This is a genomic window from Alkalinema sp. FACHB-956 (assembly GCF_014697025.1).
Taxonomy (GTDB): Bacteria; Cyanobacteriota; Cyanobacteriia; order Leptolyngbyales; family Leptolyngbyaceae; genus Alkalinema.
Map to the genome: position 1 here is coordinate 17342 of NZ_JACJRC010000045.1, position 16601 is coordinate 33942.

The following is a 16601-nucleotide window of genomic DNA, read 5'->3' on the forward strand; positions in this document are numbered from 1 at the left end:
TGAGATAGCGGATTTTGGAATAGGGACTGAGAGCATCTCAATAAGCTTTCTCAGTCCTTATTTGTAAGTTCTTAACTGATACGTTCTTAACTTGTAAGTTCTTAGTTGCAAGATCTTGAGGTATTTTTCAAGCGATTCAGCCCAAGCGATTCAGCTCAAGCGATTCAGCCCAAGCGATTCAGCTCAAGCGATTCAGCCCAAGCGATTCAGCCCAAGCGATTCAGCCCAAGCGATTTAGCAGTTTTTCACAGCATGAGGCTAGACAAACCATGACTTCAGCAGCGATCGACCTTTCTAATAAGCGCATTGTCGTCACAGGCGGTGCCGGATTTCTCGGTAAACAGGTGGTGCAGCAATTAATCGCTGCCGGAGCCAATCCTGATAAGATTTCCATTCCCCGATCGAAGGACTATGACCTGCGGCAATGGGAAGCCTGTCAACGGGCCGTCGCTAACCAGGATATTGTGATCCACCTTGCGGCCCACGTCGGCGGCATTGGCCTAAACCGGGAAAAACCCGCCGAATTGTTCTACGACAACCTGATGATGGGGACGCAGCTGATCCATGCAGCCCATCAAGCGGGCGTGGAGAAATTTACCTGCGTGGGTACCATTTGCGCCTACCCCAAATTCACCCCGGTGCCCTTCAAAGAAGAAGACATTTGGAACGGCTATCCCGAGGAAACCAACGCCCCCTATGGTGTTGCTAAAAAAGCGCTCTTGGTACAGCTTCAGTCCTATCGTCAGCAGTACGGGTTTAACGGCATTTACCTACTGCCTGTGAATCTCTACGGGCCAGAAGATAACTTCGATCCCCGCAGTTCCCACGTGATTCCGGCGCTGATTCGGAAAGTCCACGAAGCACAACTCCGAGGAGACAAAGAAATTCCGGTCTGGGGCGATGGCAGTCCGACACGGGAATTTTTGTATTCGGAAGACGCTGCCCGAGGCATCGTCATGGGCACCACTTCCTATAACCACGAAGATCCGGTGAACTTGGGAACCAATCGGGAAATTTCCATTAAGGATCTGATCGAACTGATCTGTCAGTTGATGGAATTCGACGGCAAAATTGTTTGGGAAACGGAGCAACCCAACGGCCAACCCCGCCGATGTTTGGATACGCAACGGGCTAAGGAGCGGTTTGGGTTTGAAGCGAAGGTTAGCTTTGAAGAAGGACTGAAAAATACGATCGAGTGGTATCGGGCCAATGCTCAGTAAGTCCTGAAATTCTCTACAGGATAGAAGCAATTTCTGTTGATTCCGTATCTTCAAGGGAGCTCATCATTAGCTCCCTATTTTTATCATCAGCACAATTTTGCGGCCAAGTTGGCGAGATAGGATGGATATCAAATCAATTTGTGATTGCGACACGTAACGATCCCCCTCTAAATGCCCCTTATCAAGGGGGGACTTTGAGAGAAGTTGGCCAAATTCCCCCCTTGATAAGGGGGGATAGGGGGAATCGGATCTGTAGCAGTGATGAATCAATTTAGTATGAGACATCGACTATCGCAGCAAGCTGGAAAGGGTTCCCATGGGCGTAACGCGACATGAGTCCAACACAACAATAATGACGCTGGCTGAATATTTGGCCTATGACGATGGCACCGACACCCGCTACGAACTGGTGAACGGAGAACGATATCCCATGCCTTCTGAGAGTGATCTGAATAATCTCATCGCGATCGTGCTGCTGGCAGAATTTCTGAAGTTCCTGCCACCCATGCGCCTGCGACGGGGAACTGAACTCGTCACCAGTGGAACAAGAGCAACCATCCGCATTCCGGATTTAATGATTTTGCCCGATGAGCTGATCACCCTCCTCAGCGGTGCGAGCCGCAGTCTCATCACCCTGGATATGCCACCCCCCATTTTGGTCATTGAAATTGCATCCCCCGGAGTCAGCAACCAAGACCGAGACTATCGGTTCAAGCGATCGGAATATGCAGCCCGAGGCATTGAAGAGTATTGGATTGTGGATCCTACACAAGCAAAAGTAACCATCTTCACTTTGGTCGCTGGATTTTATGAAGAACAGGTTTTCACAAAGCGCGATCGCATTATTTCGCCCCATTACCCTGACTTTGGCTTGACCGTAGCGCAACTCCTGCAAAGTGGCAATTCCATGGGCAGCTAGAACCGACAAAGTCCCGGCGGGCAAAGCTGCGGCAAGGGAAGAATGCATCGATCGCCCGTTTGCCAATCTAGCCGCACAATCCGGTGTTGGTTGGTATCCGCCACAAACAGCCAGTTTTGAGCGATCGCTAATCCCGCAGGTTCTGCAAAGTCAGTAAACATCGTTTTGCATTGCCCCGTCGCAGGATTGACCCGTTTAATTTTGTGGTTGTAGGTATCCGCCACCCAGAGATCGGGCTGATTACTGGATGGATCATAAGCAAGACCCAAGCAGTGTTGCAGCCGTACCCCTTCACCCTGGCCATCCAGATCGCCAAAGTCATAGAGATTCCCCGATCCACAAACGCTCGTCACGATCGCATCTCCATCTAGCGCAATAGCCCGGACTGTACTGCTTTCACAATCTGCCACAAAGAGCGATCGGCCATCCGTAGCCAACCCACTCGGCTGGGCAAAGGCTGCCCGCTCTGCATTGCCGTCGAAACAACCTTCCGCCCCAGTTCCTGCCCAGGTTTGCAACTGGTTTGTCACCATATCCAGTCGCCAAATCTGGTGGGATCCAGCCATAGCAATCCAGAGGGCGCGATCGTGCCAAAGCACATCCCAGGGGGAATTTAAGGCGACGTGCTGTGCCAGTCCGCCGTGGGGATGGAGCCAGGGACCTTGAACCCCTGTTCCCGCGATCGTGCTGACCTGCGTAGTTTTCAAGTCGATTTTGCGAATGGCATGATTGCCCGTATCGGCCACGTATAGGACTTGCTTCTCTGGATCCAGCGCTAACCCTTGCGGATGGGAGAACTGAGCCGCAATGCCGTCACCATCCTGAAATCCCGCCTGCCCCTGTCCGATCGTTTGGCTCATCTGTCCCAAAAAATCAGTCACGACAATGCGATGGTGACCAGAATCGGCAATGAAGAGGCGATCGGAGGTGCGATCTGCCAGCACTTTACCGGGAAATCGTAGAGATTCTAGGTGCGGGTCGGGGGGTGGCGGGATCGCGATCGCGGGGGTCGCCTCGGAGCCTACGAGCGCCTGCAAAGCGGATTCAATGCGAGCCAACTGCCCTTCCCCGATCGCCGTCAGTACAACATAGCCCTGGGCATCAATCAGCACAAAGGTTGGATAGGCCCGCACCGCATAGGCATCCCAAATCCGTCGATCGTGATCCACAACCACGGGATGACGGATGTCGTAACGCGCGATCGCGCCTTGAATCCCCGCGATCGTATTTTCTGCATCAAATTTCGCCGTATGCACACCGATCAGCGTCAGGCACGAGTAATATTTTTCCGCCAGCTGGTGCAGCTCTGGCAAAATGTGCAGGCAGTTGATACAGCCGTAGGTCCAGAAATCCAACAAAATAGGCTGCCCCCGCAATGACGCGATCGAGAGAGCAGCACTATTCAACCAGGTTAAATTTTGAGGAAACTGGGGTGCACGCACACGAACCATGGGTCTAGCTCAGGGTTAACCGCAAAGGGCTAATTCCCAGCGTTGCACAATTGCACCCGTTGACGATCGCTATTGTTTCTCTGCCGTAGCCGAGGCTCCTGCCGTCACTGGTTTTGGATTGGCGGCTTTATTTGGCTCAGCAGTTTGATCGATCGGCGTGGAAGGCTTTAAGTACGCTTTCAGGTAATCATACTTATCTGCTGGGTTATCTGCCTTATCTGGCTTATTTGTCTGCACCTCAGATTTCTGTTCGGACACCTTTTTATCCGATCCAGCTTGATCCGATCCAACCTTTTCAGATACAGCGGAACTGGTCGCAGGCTTCACCGGAGGCGCGATCGGAGCTACGGGTTTAGCAGGTGTAACAGATTTAACCGGAGCCGCCGCTGGAACTGGAGCCACCGGTTTAGCGGGTGCAATGGGTTTCACGGCATCAGCTTTCACCGGGGTAACGGGCTTCACCGTGTTAGCCGCTTTCACAGGAGCTACCGCTTTAACTGGGGTAGCAGATTTAGCCGGTTGTCCGATCGTGGGTGCGCGATCGGGTTTGGACAATCCAGGCACACTCGGCTTAGATGCTGGAGCAGACGACACAGATCCACCTGTCTGAGCCGCAGGTTTGCTCGTTGTCACCGCTGTTTTTGGTGTCACTACTGTTTTTGGAGCAACCACAGGTTTAGCCACAGGCGTGATCTTCACCTCAGGCTGTTTCACAGTCACTGCTTTGGGAGGATTGGTTAAGGCTTCTGGGCGAGCGATCGGACGAGCAGCAGGAGCCGTTTTTGTCGCCGTTGAGGCGGAAGGAGGAACAGATTGTTTGACCTCTTGCTTCACCTCAGCGCTTTTCAGCACTGGCTTAGCAGCTTCTGGCTTAGCAGCTTCTGGCTTAGAAACTTCTGGCTTAGCAGCTTCCGGTTTAACCGTATCAGCAGATTTCTTAAACCGTTCCAGGAAGCTATTCAACGGATTGGCCTCTGGAGTTGCGATCGCGCTAGATTTAATCGCGCCAGGTGTAACCGAACTCGGTTTAGCCGATGCAGACCCCTGGGGCTTGACCACAGGCTGCCGATCGTCGGCTTGCTTCAAGCGCTTGACGAGTTCATCCAAACTTTCCGGTTGGGACACCGGAGCAGGCGTCACCACGGGCGCAGGTTTTGGAGCGGCAATATTAGCCTTGGGCGCTGCGGGTGTCGGCACTGCAATTGCAGGAACCTTAGGCGCAGCCACTTTCGGGGCAACTGGTGGGGCAACTTTCGGGGCAATGGGGGCCGGAGGCGCGATCGTGACGGTTGGTTTAGGTGCAGCTGGTTTAGGTGCAGCTGGTTTAGGCGCGACTAGCGTAGGGGCGACTGGTTTCGCTGTGACCGTCGGACTTGCCTTCACGACAGGTTGCGCTGTGGGGCTACTAGCAGGTTTAACCGTTGGTTTAACCGATGTAGAAACGGTCGGTTTCGCGATCGATTTCGCCTCGGGCTTCACGGTTGCCTTCGGTTCTACAGACTTCGGTTCTACAGACTTCGGTGCGGGAGATTGAGGAGCCAACTTCGTCCCTGGCTGCGGGGCTAGCTTGCTCGGCTCCGGCTTTTTAGCTTCCGGCTTGACTTCCAGTTTGGCAGCAGGGGACGGTGTTGAAGATTTCACCGTTGGGGTAGTGACGGGTCTAGTTAATGGTTTAGCCGTCACAGGTTTAGCCGTCACAGGTTTAGCCGTTGCGGCGGGTTGGGCGATCGGCGGAATCGCTGGTTTCCTGTCAGCTTTTACCGTTGGCTGACTTTCCACCTTGGTTTCCACCTGAGTGGTTTCCACCTGAGTTACTGACTTGCTCTCCGGCTTGCTCTCTGGCTTTTGGAACCGTTCTAAAAATCCCTTGAGAGGATTTTCAATTTTCTCCGGTGCGGTCGGAGTGGGGGCAGCTTTTGCCGCTGGTTGGCTCGTCGTTACGGGCTGAGGCGCGATCGCCGGGGCAATCGGTTTAGCCACTGGAACTACGGGTTTCACCGTTGGGACGATCGCTGGAGCCACGGGAGCTTTCGGGGCCACCTTGACCGCAGAGGCCGCAGGTGCTTTTGCCTCAGATTTTTTCTCTGCTGGAGCGGCCTTCACCGCTGGGCTGGTTTTAGCTGGGCTGGTTTTAGCTGGACTCGTTGCAGTCGCTGGAGTCGGCTTTGGAGCAGCTTTGGGCGCGATCGTGGTCACAGGGGTTGCAGCTGCTTTTGGAGCCGTTGTCGGCGCAGTCGTTGCTGGCTGACGGAACCGCTGAAGGAAGCCACCTAGCGCATTCTGAGGGGATTGAGTTTCAGCTGTGGATGCAGGCTTAGCAACTTCAGGCTTAGTAACTTCAGGCTTAGCAACTTCAGGCTTCAGCGTTGTCACTTTTGCCGAAGGTGTCGGCGTCGGTACTGTCACCGCTGCGGGGCTGGGCGCAACGGGTTTCACGATCGGAGATTTCGGCGCTTGCGGTTGCTTAGCCACTGGCTGTTTAATCTCTGGTCGTTTAATTTCGGTTGACTTGACCTCTGGTTGCTTAACTTCCGGCTGCTTCACCGAGGACTTCACTGCTGGGGTCGCAGTGGGCAACGGGTTCACAACCTCGGGCTGCGTTTTAGCCTCGGGCTGGGCTGGAGAAGCTTTTCGGAAACGATCGAAGAAATTGCTGAAAGGCAACTCTTCCGCCTTAGCCTCAGGTTTCACCGCTTCCGGTTTCACTGAGGAAGGAACAGAGGACGGCTTTTCAGGCACCTTTTCAGGCACCTTAGTCTCTGTGGGTACCTTCGTCTCTGGCAATTTCGCCGCTGGTTTGACCGTTGGCGGAACAGTGACCTTTGGCGCAAGCTTCACAGGTTCCGGAGTCTTCGCCTTCAGATCCGTAGGAATCGGCGTTTTCTCGATCGTCGGTTTAGCCTTCTCAGCTTCCGGCTTGGGTTGGGCGATCGCAGGTTTCAGTTCCTCCCGAACCTTGGGAGCTGGACTCACGATCGGCGCAGGGGATGCCGCCGGAGAGGGTGATGCCGGAGCCGCAGGTTTCCGGAAACGATCCCAGAAGCCTCCGCCACTTGCCTTTTCCGTCGGTTTTTCGATCTGCTTTTCAGGTGCTGTCTTCAGTTTTTCAATTGTGGAAGTCGCCGCTTTGGAAGTCGTCGCCTTACTCCATTCTTCTTTCGGCGCAGCTGGTTTCGGGGCAACGGCAGGAACCTTCGGCGCAACCGGCACCGGAGAAGCTTCCGATTTAGGCGCAGTTATGGGCACCGGAATAGGCACCGGAGCGACCTTCGGCGCAGCAACCTTCGGCGCAATTAACGGAGCAGTAGATTTCACAGGGGCCACAGGCGCGATCGCGGGTTTAGGCGCAACCTCTTTGGCTTCGGGTTTAGCTACCGACTTCGCTTCGGGCTTTACTTCCGTTGCTTTCTGTTCAGCCGGAGGACGGGCCGCAGGACTAGCTTGGGGCGCTGCTGAAGGTTGGACTGCGGCTGGGGGGGCTGGCTTGCGGAAACGATCGAAGAACCCACCCTTTTTCTCAGTTTCTTTTTTCTCAACCGGCGGAGTCACCGTTGGAGCACTCGCCTTGGGCGCTGGAACGATCGGTGTAACGGCTGGCTTCGGCGCGGGTACAGGCTGACTCGGAGTAGGGGCCGCAGCTTTCCCTGGAATGGGAATCGGAATGGGAATCGGGATCGGCACCACATTCGGCTTGGCAGTCGGCGCAGGTGAGATCGGGGGTTGAACCGGATTTGGAGGCGTTTGCAGCTTCACCGTTGCCGGTTCTGGCGTTTTCTCCCCCGCAGGACTTGCAGAAGGACTCGCAGAAGGTGTCACCGTAGGAGCGACAGAAGGCTGAACCTGGGATTGGACTTCTGGCTTGGCTTCTGCTTGAACCTCAGGTTTAACGTCCTTCGCTTTGGTTGATTCGGGCGCGGATTTGCGGAAGCGATCGAAAAATCCTCCCTTCTTCTGGGGCGGTGCTGTCTTAGCAGCCGCTTCCGGCACAGAAGTTTCCGGTGCTTTCAGCTTCACTGGAACCGGGGTCGGCGTTTCCGCCGCTTTGGACGGCTCAACCTGAGGCGTTTCCGCTTTCGGCGTTTCTACCTTAGGTGTTTCCACCTTAGGCGTCTCCAGTGAAGACGGAGCTGACTGCGGCACTACTTTAGCAGGCTCAACGGGTTTCGCAGATTCGATCGGTTGAGGCGCGATCGAGGGTTTGACTTCTGTTCTACGCCCCGGAGACAGCTTAAAGAAACCTTTCTTAGCGGGGGCTTTTTCGGGGGGCACCACTGGCACCGCAGGGGCAGGCTCTTCGACCTTCAACGGAGTAGGAACGGGCGCGGGAGAAACCACTGCTGGGGATTTCTCCGGTGCAGACAGCACTGGTTCTACAGGTTTTGCAGTTGGACTGGGAGAAGTGCTAGGGACAGCGCTAGGAGCTTTAGCTTTTTCCGCAGCCAGCTTGCCTTTTTTGACTTTTTGTTTTTCAGGCTGCGTCTCGGGTTTCGCTGATTCTGCTTTAGAATCCGACGATGATCCAATGGGAATCGGAATGGGAATCGGAATAGGCACAGCCCCAGGAGCCGCTTTGAGATCACCGGGTTTAATATCAGCCGATTTGAGATCTGCCGATCCTTTAGATTCGATCGCAGGGGTACTGGGCGCGGGCATCGGCTCAGGCGTTTTTTCCTTCGCAGATTCGGCAGGCTGTTGACTGGGCGCGGGCGAAGCCTCCGGCGAACCCGTTGGGGCTACCGTTGGCGAAACTACGGGACTGGGGACTGGCTCTGGGGGGTGATAGTTGGGATCCACTATTCCCCGCGCTTCAGCGATCGTCAATTCCCCTCGGGTCAGTTTAGATAAGGTGTCATTTCCCCCTGGCTCAAAGGTAAAGACCCGCGCCGTATTATTGGCGAAATTCTCGATCGCCCGACCTTTATCGTTAATAAATTCCAACTGAACCCAGTTTTGACCCGGTTTAAACCCCTTCAGATAAATCGGTTGCCAACGATCGAGGGTAAAGCTTTGTCCATTGACCGTTGCCTTAATCTTCCAATCCTCAACCTCATCCTTTTTATTACCTTGGGCAACTAAATGAAGCGGCGCATTGGTTAAGTAAAAATCCAAAAGAATGGGCTCGGCTCCATAGGTTCCCTGGGGCCGACTGTAGGTCAGCAATGGTTTATCAGGATCCGGCGTATTTTCCCCCGTCTTTGTTAAGACATGAAACGTAACTTGGGCATAGGCCCCATCATTTTTAAAACTCTCATGCCAAGGGCGAGAAGCAAACACCCGCAGCGTGTGGGTTCCTGGCGTCAAATCCTTTAGCTGCAACGGCTGGCTAACGTCATACACCGCCTGGTAGGGCTGATTATCTAAAAAGAGGTGCAGATGGGGCCCTAAACCAAATTTTGCATCTTTATAAATAGGCAGATCTTTGACGCGAAACCGCACATCAGCCGTCGTGTCCTGCAACACTTCATCGGCCTTCGGACTGATGACCGCAATTTGCGGCTGATACTTTTCCAGTACTTGACGCAGTTCCTGAATAACCAGCGGTGGCGACGCTTCTGATAGTTGTCCCGAGGTCTTCACCGAAGCAGCCAAAGCGGGGGAACCACTCCATAGACCCATCAGCAACATCACCAAGCCCAGGGCAACGGGCTTCTTTAAGGTTGTCCACCAGCGACGCCGTCCCACCACGCGATCGTTCTCCTTATAAAAAACGAATTTTGTCAAAGGCAATACTATTTCCTATCTCAGCTTAAAGCCTATGGGAACTATAGCGGAAAAGCCCGAAATCACTGGCCAATCCTCACGAAAGTCCATGAATCCTGGATCCAAACAGGCTTTCAGCATTGATCCCACTATTCTCATTTCTAAGAAGACACGATCCTAAAATCATTCTTTTAATCATTTTCGTAACATTTGTTCACGTACACATTGAAATAACGTAATTGATCGCAATCAATTGTTGGCTTTCTCTTTTTCAATCATGAAGTTGTGTAAATGCTATTACTCCCCCCTTGACTTTTTGAGCTTTAAGAGTGCTCAAAAGCGCTATGTGATTTAGCTTTTAGGGTTTTTGAATTATTGTTAATCCTATCCAGAAACACTTTCGTTCAAGACCTATAATGACAGGCGTGAGAACCTAGTTCGAGCAGCGATCCCTTGCCAGTTAAGGCTTTTAGCTGAGATAGTTAAGGGAGCTTTGCATAGACCTCACGGCACAAACCGCATTCTGGCTGATTCTTCAGCACCTTGGTCTTATCCAACATGGCTTGCGTTTGTAAAGTTAGTTCGTGCTGAGCACTGCCTATTAGGGATACCTCGTTCCTTTTCTAGAGAGAGGAGAGTCTCAATGACAATCAGCCCACCGGAGCGCGAGGCGAAGGTGAAGGTTGTTGTCGATAAGGATCCGGTTCCGACTTCCACCGAAAAATGGGGTCAGCCTGGTCACTTCGATCGCACCCTCGCTAAGGGTCCCAAAACCACCACTTGGATTTGGAACCTCCACGCTAACGCTCACGACTTCGATAGCCATACTTCTGACTTAGAAGACGTATCTCGCAAAATTTTTAGCGCCCACTTTGGTCATTTGGCCGTTGTGTTCATTTGGCTCAGTGGCATGTATTTTCATGGCGCTAAGTTTTCAAACTATGAAGCTTGGTTGACGGATCCCCTAGGTGTTAAGCCTAGTGCACAGGTCGTTTGGCCTATCGTCGGTCAAGAAATTTTGAATGGTGATGTCGGTGGTGGATTCCACGGCATCCAAATTACGTCTGGCTTATTCCAGATGTGGCGCGCCGCCGGTATTACAAACTCCTACCAGCTGTATGTGACTGCTATTGGTGGTCTGGTGATGGCTGGTTTGATGTTGTTCGCTGGCTGGTTCCACTACCACAAAGCAGCTCCGAAGCTGGAATGGTTCCAAAACGCCGAATCCATGATGAACCACCACTTGGCTGGTTTATTCGGTCTGGGTTCACTGGCGTGGGCGGGTCACCAAATCCACGTTTCTCTGCCGATTAACGAACTGTTGGACAAGGGCGTTCCTGCGAGCAAGATTCCTCTGCCGCACGAGTTCATCCTGAATCCTCAGTTGATGGCAGACATCTATCCCAGCTTTGCCAAGGGCTTAACCCCCTTCTTTACCTTAGACTGGGGCGCGTATGCTGACTTCCTGACCTTCAAGGGTGGCTTGAACCCCGTGACCGGTGGCCTGTGGCTGACCGATACGGCGCACCACCACCTCGCACTGGCAGTGATGTTCATCGTGGCTGGTCATATGTACCGCACGAACTGGGGCATTGGCCACAGCATGAAGGAAATCCTGGAAGCTAACGGGCCCGACCCCGTCATGATTACTGGGAATGGTCACAAGGGTCTATACGAAACCTTGACCACCTCTTGGCATGCAAACCTCGCTATTAACCTAGCGATCGGTGGCTCTGTCACCATCATCGTGGCTCAGCATATGTATGCAATGCCACCCTATCCTTACCTGGCGACAGACTATGCGACGCAACTGTCGCTGTTCACCCACCACATGTGGATTGGCGGTTTCCTCATCGTAGGGGCTGCAGCTCACGGTGCCATCTTCATGGTGCGTGACTATGATCCCGTTGTAAACCAAGGCAACGTGTTGGATAACGTTATCCGTCACCGCGATGCCATCATCTCTCACTTGAACTGGGTTTGTATCTTCCTCGGCTTCCATAGCTTTGGTCTGTACATTCACAACGACACCATGCGGGCCTTCGGACGTCCTCAGGACATGTTCTCCGATACCGCAATCCAACTTCAGCCCATCTTTGCGCAGTGGGTGCAAGGCATCCATGCAGCTGCAACAGGTTTGGGTTCCACTGCTCCTGGTGCACTGGCTCCGGCAAGTGTTGCCTTCGGTGGAGATGTTGTAGCGGTCGGTGGCAAGGTTGCCATGATGCCGATCTCCCTGGGCACCGCAGACTTCCTGGTGCACCACATCCACGCCTTCACAATTCACGTGACGGTTCTCATCCTGTTGAAGGGTGTTCTGTTTGCCCGTAGCTCTCGTCTGATTCCAGACAAAGCAAATCTGGGCTTCCGCTTCCCTTGCGACGGGCCTGGTCGCGGCGGTACCTGCCAAGTTTCTGGTTGGGATCACGTTTTCCTAGGTCTGTTCTGGATGTACAACTCCATCTCGGTTGTGATTTTCCACTTCTCTTGGAAGATGCAGTCCGATGTCTGGGGTACTGTTTCGCCCGATGGTACTGTGAACCACATTACCTACGGCAACTTTGCTCAAAGCGCAATCACCATCAATGGTTGGCTGCGTGACTTCCTGTGGGCGCAAGCTTCTCAGGTCATCAACTCCTACGGTTCTGCACTGTCTGCTTACGGTCTCATGTTCCTGGCCGCCCACTTCATCTGGGCCTTCAGCCTCATGTTCCTGTTCAGCGGTCGCGGCTACTGGCAAGAATTGATTGAGTCCATCGTTTGGGCACACAACAAGCTAAAAGTGGCTCCTGCTATCCAGCCTCGTGCTCTGAGCATCATCCAGGGTCGAGCTGTGGGCGTGGCACACTACCTCTTAGGCGGAATCGCCACTACGTGGGCGTTCTTCCTAGCTCGGTCACTTTCACTATGATGAGCCAGGAGGATTATTAGGACTTATGGCGACTAAATTTCCAAAATTTAGCCAAGACCTTGCCCAAGATCCGACGACTCGTCGTATTTGGTACGGGATCGCCACGGCTCATGACTTTGAAAGCCATGACGGAATGACGGAAGAGAAGCTCTATCAAAAGATCTTCGCAACCCACTTCGGTCACCTGGCAATCATCTTCCTGTGGGCTTCTGGCAGCCTGTTCCACGTTGCTTGGCAAGGCAACTTCGAGCAGTGGATTAAAGATCCGCTGAATGTTAAACCGATCGCTCACGCGATTTTTGACCCTCAGTTTGGTAAGGGTGCCGTTGATGCCTTCACCCAGGCAGGCGCTTCCTACCCTGTGGACATTGCTTACTCCGGTGTTTATCACTGGTGGTACACCATCGGGATGCGCACGGTTGGGGATCTGTATCAAGGTTCCATCTTCCTGCTCATTCTGTCTGCAATCCTGCTGTTTGCTGGTTGGCTGCACTTGCAACCCAAGTTCCGTCCCAGCTTGGCATGGTTCAAAAATGCTGAATCCCGTCTGAACCACCACTTGGCTGGTTTGTTTGGGGTGAGCTCCCTGGCTTGGACTGGTCACCTAGTTCACGTCGCAATTCCTGAATCCCGTGGTCAACACGTGGGTTGGGACAACTTCCTCTCTGTAGCGCCTCACCCCGCAGGTCTAGCTCCCTTCTTCACAGGGAACTGGGGTGTGTATGCACAGAACCCTGATACCGCTGGCCATGTCTTTGGCACAGCTCAAGGTGCAGGAACCGCAATTCTGACCTTCTTGGGTGGCTTCCATCCTCAGACCGAGTCCCTGTGGCTCACTGATATGGCCCACCACCATCTGGCAATTGCCGTCCTCTTCATCATTGCTGGTCACATGTACAAGACCAATTTTGGAATTGGTCACAGCATGAAAGAGATCATGGAAGCGCACAATCCTCCTAAAGGCACGCCCTTCGGCGGCATGATTGGGGATGGGCACAAAGGGATGTATGACACCTACAACAACTCCCTGCACTTCCAGCTCGGTTGGCACCTGGCTTGCTTGGGCGTAGTTACCTCTCTGGTAGCTCAGCACATGTACTCCATGCCTCCCTACGCGTTCATCGCGAAAGACTTCACCACGATGGCAGCGCTTTACACCCATCACCAGTACATTGCTGGGTTCCTGATGGTTGGTGCTTTTGCCCATGGTGCAATCTTCCTGGTTCGTGACTACGATCCAGAAGCCAACAAAAACAACGTTCTGGCACGGATGCTGGAGCACAAAGAGGCTCTCATCTCTCACCTGAGCTGGGCTTCCCTCTTCCTGGGCTTCCACACCCTGGGTCTGTACGTCCACAACGACGTTGTGGTTGCTTTCGGAACTCCCGAAAAACAAATCCTGATTGAGCCTGTCTTCGGGCAATGGGTTCAAGCATCGTCTGGTAAGCTGCTCTACGGCCTCCAAACGCTGTTGTCCAACCCTGAAAGCGTGGCTTACACGGCTTATCCTAACTACGGTAACGTTTGGTTGCCGGGTTGGCTGGAAGCCATCAACAGTGGCAAGAACTCCTTGTTCCTGACGATCGGCCCTGGCGACTTCCTGGTACACCACGCGATCGCGTTGGGTCTGCACGTAACCACCTTGATTCTGGTCAAGGGCGCATTGGATGCTCGCGGCTCCAAGCTGATGCCCGACAAGAAAGACTTCGGCTATGCCTTCCCTTGTGATGGCCCCGGTCGTGGCGGTACTTGCGACATCTCTGCATGGGATTCCTTCTACCTGTCCATGTTCTGGATGCTGAACACCATTGGCTGGGTTACGTTCTACTGGCACTGGAAACACCTGTCTATTTGGTCTGATAACGTGGCTCAATTCAACGAGTCTTCGACCTACTTGATGGGCTGGTTCCGTGACTATCTGTGGCAGTACTGTGCTCCGCTGATTAATGGTTACAACCCCTATGGCATGAACAACCTGGCTATCTGGGCATGGATCTTCCTGGGTGCTCACTTGGCTTGGGCAACTGGTTTCATGTTCCTGATTAGCTGGCGTGGTTACTGGCAAGAGTTGATCGAAACCCTCGTTTGGGCACATGAGCGCACTCCTCTGGCGAACCTGGTTCGTTGGAAGGACAAGCCGGTGGCTCTGTCCATCGTGCAAGCACGCTTGGTTGGTTTAACTCACTTCACTGTGGGCTACATCTTTACCTACGCGGCGTTCTTGATTGCTTCGACTGCTGGTAAGTTCGGTTGATCGAGCTAGTGATCTTTAACTGAAAAAGCCTCCCGTACGGGAGGCTTTTTTGTATTTAGATAATTGGGAAAAAATAGCGCAAAAAGCAGCAAATCTGAGGTTCGAGACTCCCGAAATCAGCCAAAATGAGGATGCTGTTTGTAGAAGTGCTTATGAATAACTTTATTGCAGGCGTGGTTGCCGTTTTAGTTGCAGCATTTGGGTGGGTACTGTTTGGCAAGCCCAAAGGTGAAACAGAGAACAAATCAGAAAGTACAGAGATTGTTACGCCCCCCCAAACACAAAGTCCTCCTCCCGAACTTTCAACACCAAGCGAATCTGACCATCCATCCGCAGGTACAGCAGAAGTCACTGTTACAGAAGAACCCACTGCTACGGAAGGGGAGAGCATTACTGAACTACCAGCCCAAGCTGAAGAACCTGTTGATTTCAGTCACTCTGCATCCACGGGACAACCTAGTACAGACTCCTCCAGTATCAGCAATTTAGAAGATCCCTGGGCAGATCCTTCAACGCAAGATAGCACCGAGGGCAGTATTACGTTTGATGCCATCACTGCAACAGATCTTTCTGAGCCTTCCGACGAAACACCGATCGAAATTAATGTAGATGATGCGACACAAGTCATTGAATCCGAGGAGTTGAGCCCATCTCCGCCTGTTGCATCCACGCGTTACAACGTTGGTGAACCCATCACCGAAGCCCCCTTTGCAGCAATCCAAGATCCAAAGCGACCGAAAACCCCAGAATTACAGGATTTAAGCCAACAAATTCTAGACTGGGGAACCTCGAGACTCTTGAGTAATGTTCCCAAAGTTCTAACCTACGCAACCCATAATGATCCCCTGATTCGGAGCTACGTAGCACTTGCGTTGGGGCAAATTGCGGCCCCTCATACAGTGAAAGCAGAGATCGAAAAAGTGATTCCTGTCCTTGGCAAGCTGAGTCAAGATAGCAATGGTGACGTAAGAGCGATCGCGATGAAAGCCTTGAGTTCGATCCAATCCCCAGATGTTTTACCGTTTCTTGAAAAGGGGTTACTGAGCGCTTCTGGCCCAGTCAAGCAAGCCGCTAATACCGCTATCCAAAAGCTGAAGCTGAATTACGGTAGTCAACCAGACCCATCCGAGATACCACCGTCTCTCCAGAAAAAGCCCTAGCATCCCCATCAGCTAACCTCTCTAGTCCAGTCACCGTGACCACTAGAAAGTCAGACAAGTTATAAATTCAGCAAGCGACACCCAGAGGAGTGATTAATGCGATCAATTTCTCTGGGTGTAATGCGTGAAACTCAATAGCAATAACGACCATTTTGTGGCGTCTTTTGATTACTCCCTGTACGGATCGCACCCAAAAGCGTAGAGACAATGACACAGCGTTTTTTAATGGGATCTTGCCCCATCGACAAGGTGACTCGGCCAAGCTGACCATTTACATTGCCATAGTCATCAAATTGAACCAGATGTACGCCATTTTTAACCCGTAACGTCGTCTCACCATCAATGCGCACCCCTGGGGGTAACGCTTTCCATTGTGTAGGGTCCTGATTTATTGGTGAGATCGCCCACTCAGTAGTCGCTTGATCTGTTTGTCGAACTTGAAATTGATATCCTATTTTTTTGAGTTTCGCGAAATTCTGAGCCTGTTTCATCCCTTCTACAATTTCCGACTGCGCCACCCCAAGTCGCCAGTGCGTATAAAAAGATAACCAGGCCGGAACGCCGATCGCTGCAATAATCCCCAAAATAGCCAATACAATTAACATCTCAATTAAGGTAAACCCTGTTTCCTGTTTTTTGGGGTTCGATCGTGGCCAAGAACTAAAGTAACGCATAGACTTGAGTCCAAGTTATGAATAACCAATGAGATCAGCAGAGTACAATACCGTTAAATTACCCCACGAATCAGACACACTAACAGATTATTGAAAGTTTAATCCCATCTAAACAGAACTTAGAAAAGCACTCCTTTAAATTACATTAGTCACGATTTCAACTACAGCTTCAACGCAATTTCAACTATAGCTGTAGCCAGTTTAGTTAGGACGCTGCCTGATGGAGGACAGCTTCTATGGCCTCGCGCAAAGTTGGGTACTGATCTAACTGGCGACGAATCCGACTTTTCAACCAAGCCCAACACTTTTCAA

General features: G+C 52.4%; 8 protein-coding genes. 5 read left to right on the top strand and 3 right to left on the bottom strand.

Translation table 11 applies throughout. The features are described 5' to 3' along the window. The first annotated feature begins 269 nt into the window (after nucleotides 1-269). Nucleotides 270-1220, top strand: a complete 951-nt coding sequence (locus tag H6G21_RS24320; protein ID WP_190577023.1) for a GDP-L-fucose synthase — start codon at nucleotides 270-272, stop codon at nucleotides 1218-1220. Nucleotides 1221-1536: 316 nt separating this feature from the next. Next, nucleotides 1537-2139 (top strand): Uma2 family endonuclease, encoded by a 603-nt coding sequence (locus H6G21_RS24325; RefSeq protein WP_190577025.1) that lies wholly within the window; start codon nucleotides 1537-1539, stop codon nucleotides 2137-2139. On the opposite strand, the gene H6G21_RS24330 is transcribed toward H6G21_RS24325, so the two are convergent. After that, nucleotides 2136-3590 (bottom strand): thioredoxin-like domain-containing protein, encoded by a 1455-nt coding sequence (locus H6G21_RS24330; RefSeq protein WP_190577027.1) that lies wholly within the window; start codon nucleotides 3588-3590, stop codon nucleotides 2136-2138. The genes H6G21_RS24325 and H6G21_RS24330 overlap by 4 nt on opposite strands. Before the next feature lie 69 nt (nucleotides 3591-3659). After that, on the bottom strand, nucleotides 3660-9311 hold the full coding sequence (locus tag H6G21_RS24335; protein WP_190577030.1) for a hypothetical protein: 5652 nt from the start codon (nucleotides 9309-9311) through the stop codon (nucleotides 3660-3662). Between the two features lie 622 nt (nucleotides 9312-9933). Here H6G21_RS24335 and psaA point away from each other — a divergent pair. The 3 genes from psaA to H6G21_RS24350 all read left to right on the top strand — a co-directional run bounded on the left by psaA (nucleotide 9934) and on the right by H6G21_RS24350 (nucleotide 15615). Then, nucleotides 9934-12201: a photosystem I core protein PsaA gene (gene psaA, locus H6G21_RS24340; protein ID WP_190577032.1), complete on the top strand. Its 2268-nt coding sequence runs from the start codon at nucleotides 9934-9936 to the stop codon at nucleotides 12199-12201. A 25-nt stretch (nucleotides 12202-12226) separates the two neighbouring features. Next, nucleotides 12227-14455: a photosystem I core protein PsaB gene (gene psaB / locus H6G21_RS24345; protein WP_190577034.1), complete on the top strand. Its 2229-nt coding sequence runs from the start codon at nucleotides 12227-12229 to the stop codon at nucleotides 14453-14455. A 152-nt stretch (nucleotides 14456-14607) separates the two neighbouring features. After that, entirely contained in the window at nucleotides 14608-15615 is a 1008-nt protein-coding gene (locus H6G21_RS24350) for a HEAT repeat domain-containing protein (protein ID WP_190577037.1), read from the top strand. A gap of 131 nt (nucleotides 15616-15746) precedes the next feature. On the opposite strand, the gene H6G21_RS24355 is transcribed toward H6G21_RS24350, so the two are convergent. Next, nucleotides 15747-16289, bottom strand: a complete 543-nt coding sequence (locus H6G21_RS24355; protein ID WP_277875332.1) for a prepilin-type N-terminal cleavage/methylation domain-containing protein — start codon at nucleotides 16287-16289, stop codon at nucleotides 15747-15749. Between the last annotated feature and the right edge of the window lie 312 nt (nucleotides 16290-16601).

Coding starts and splice junctions, on each gene's coding strand:
- H6G21_RS24325 (WP_190577025.1), top strand. CDS start 1,537: ATGGGCGTAACGCGACATGAGTCCAACACAACAATAATGACGCTGGCT.
- psaB (WP_190577034.1), top strand. CDS start 12,227: ATGGCGACTAAATTTCCAAAATTTAGCCAAGACCTTGCCCAAGATCCG.
- psaA (WP_190577032.1), top strand. CDS start 9,934: ATGACAATCAGCCCACCGGAGCGCGAGGCGAAGGTGAAGGTTGTTGTC.
- H6G21_RS24320 (WP_190577023.1), top strand. CDS start 270: ATGACTTCAGCAGCGATCGACCTTTCTAATAAGCGCATTGTCGTCACA.
- H6G21_RS24350 (WP_190577037.1), top strand. CDS start 14,608: ATGAATAACTTTATTGCAGGCGTGGTTGCCGTTTTAGTTGCAGCATTT.
- H6G21_RS24330 (WP_190577027.1), bottom strand. CDS start 3,590: ATGGTTCGTGTGCGTGCACCCCAGTTTCCTCAAAATTTAACCTGGTTG.
- H6G21_RS24355 (WP_277875332.1), bottom strand. CDS start 16,289: ATGCGTTACTTTAGTTCTTGGCCACGATCGAACCCCAAAAAACAGGAA.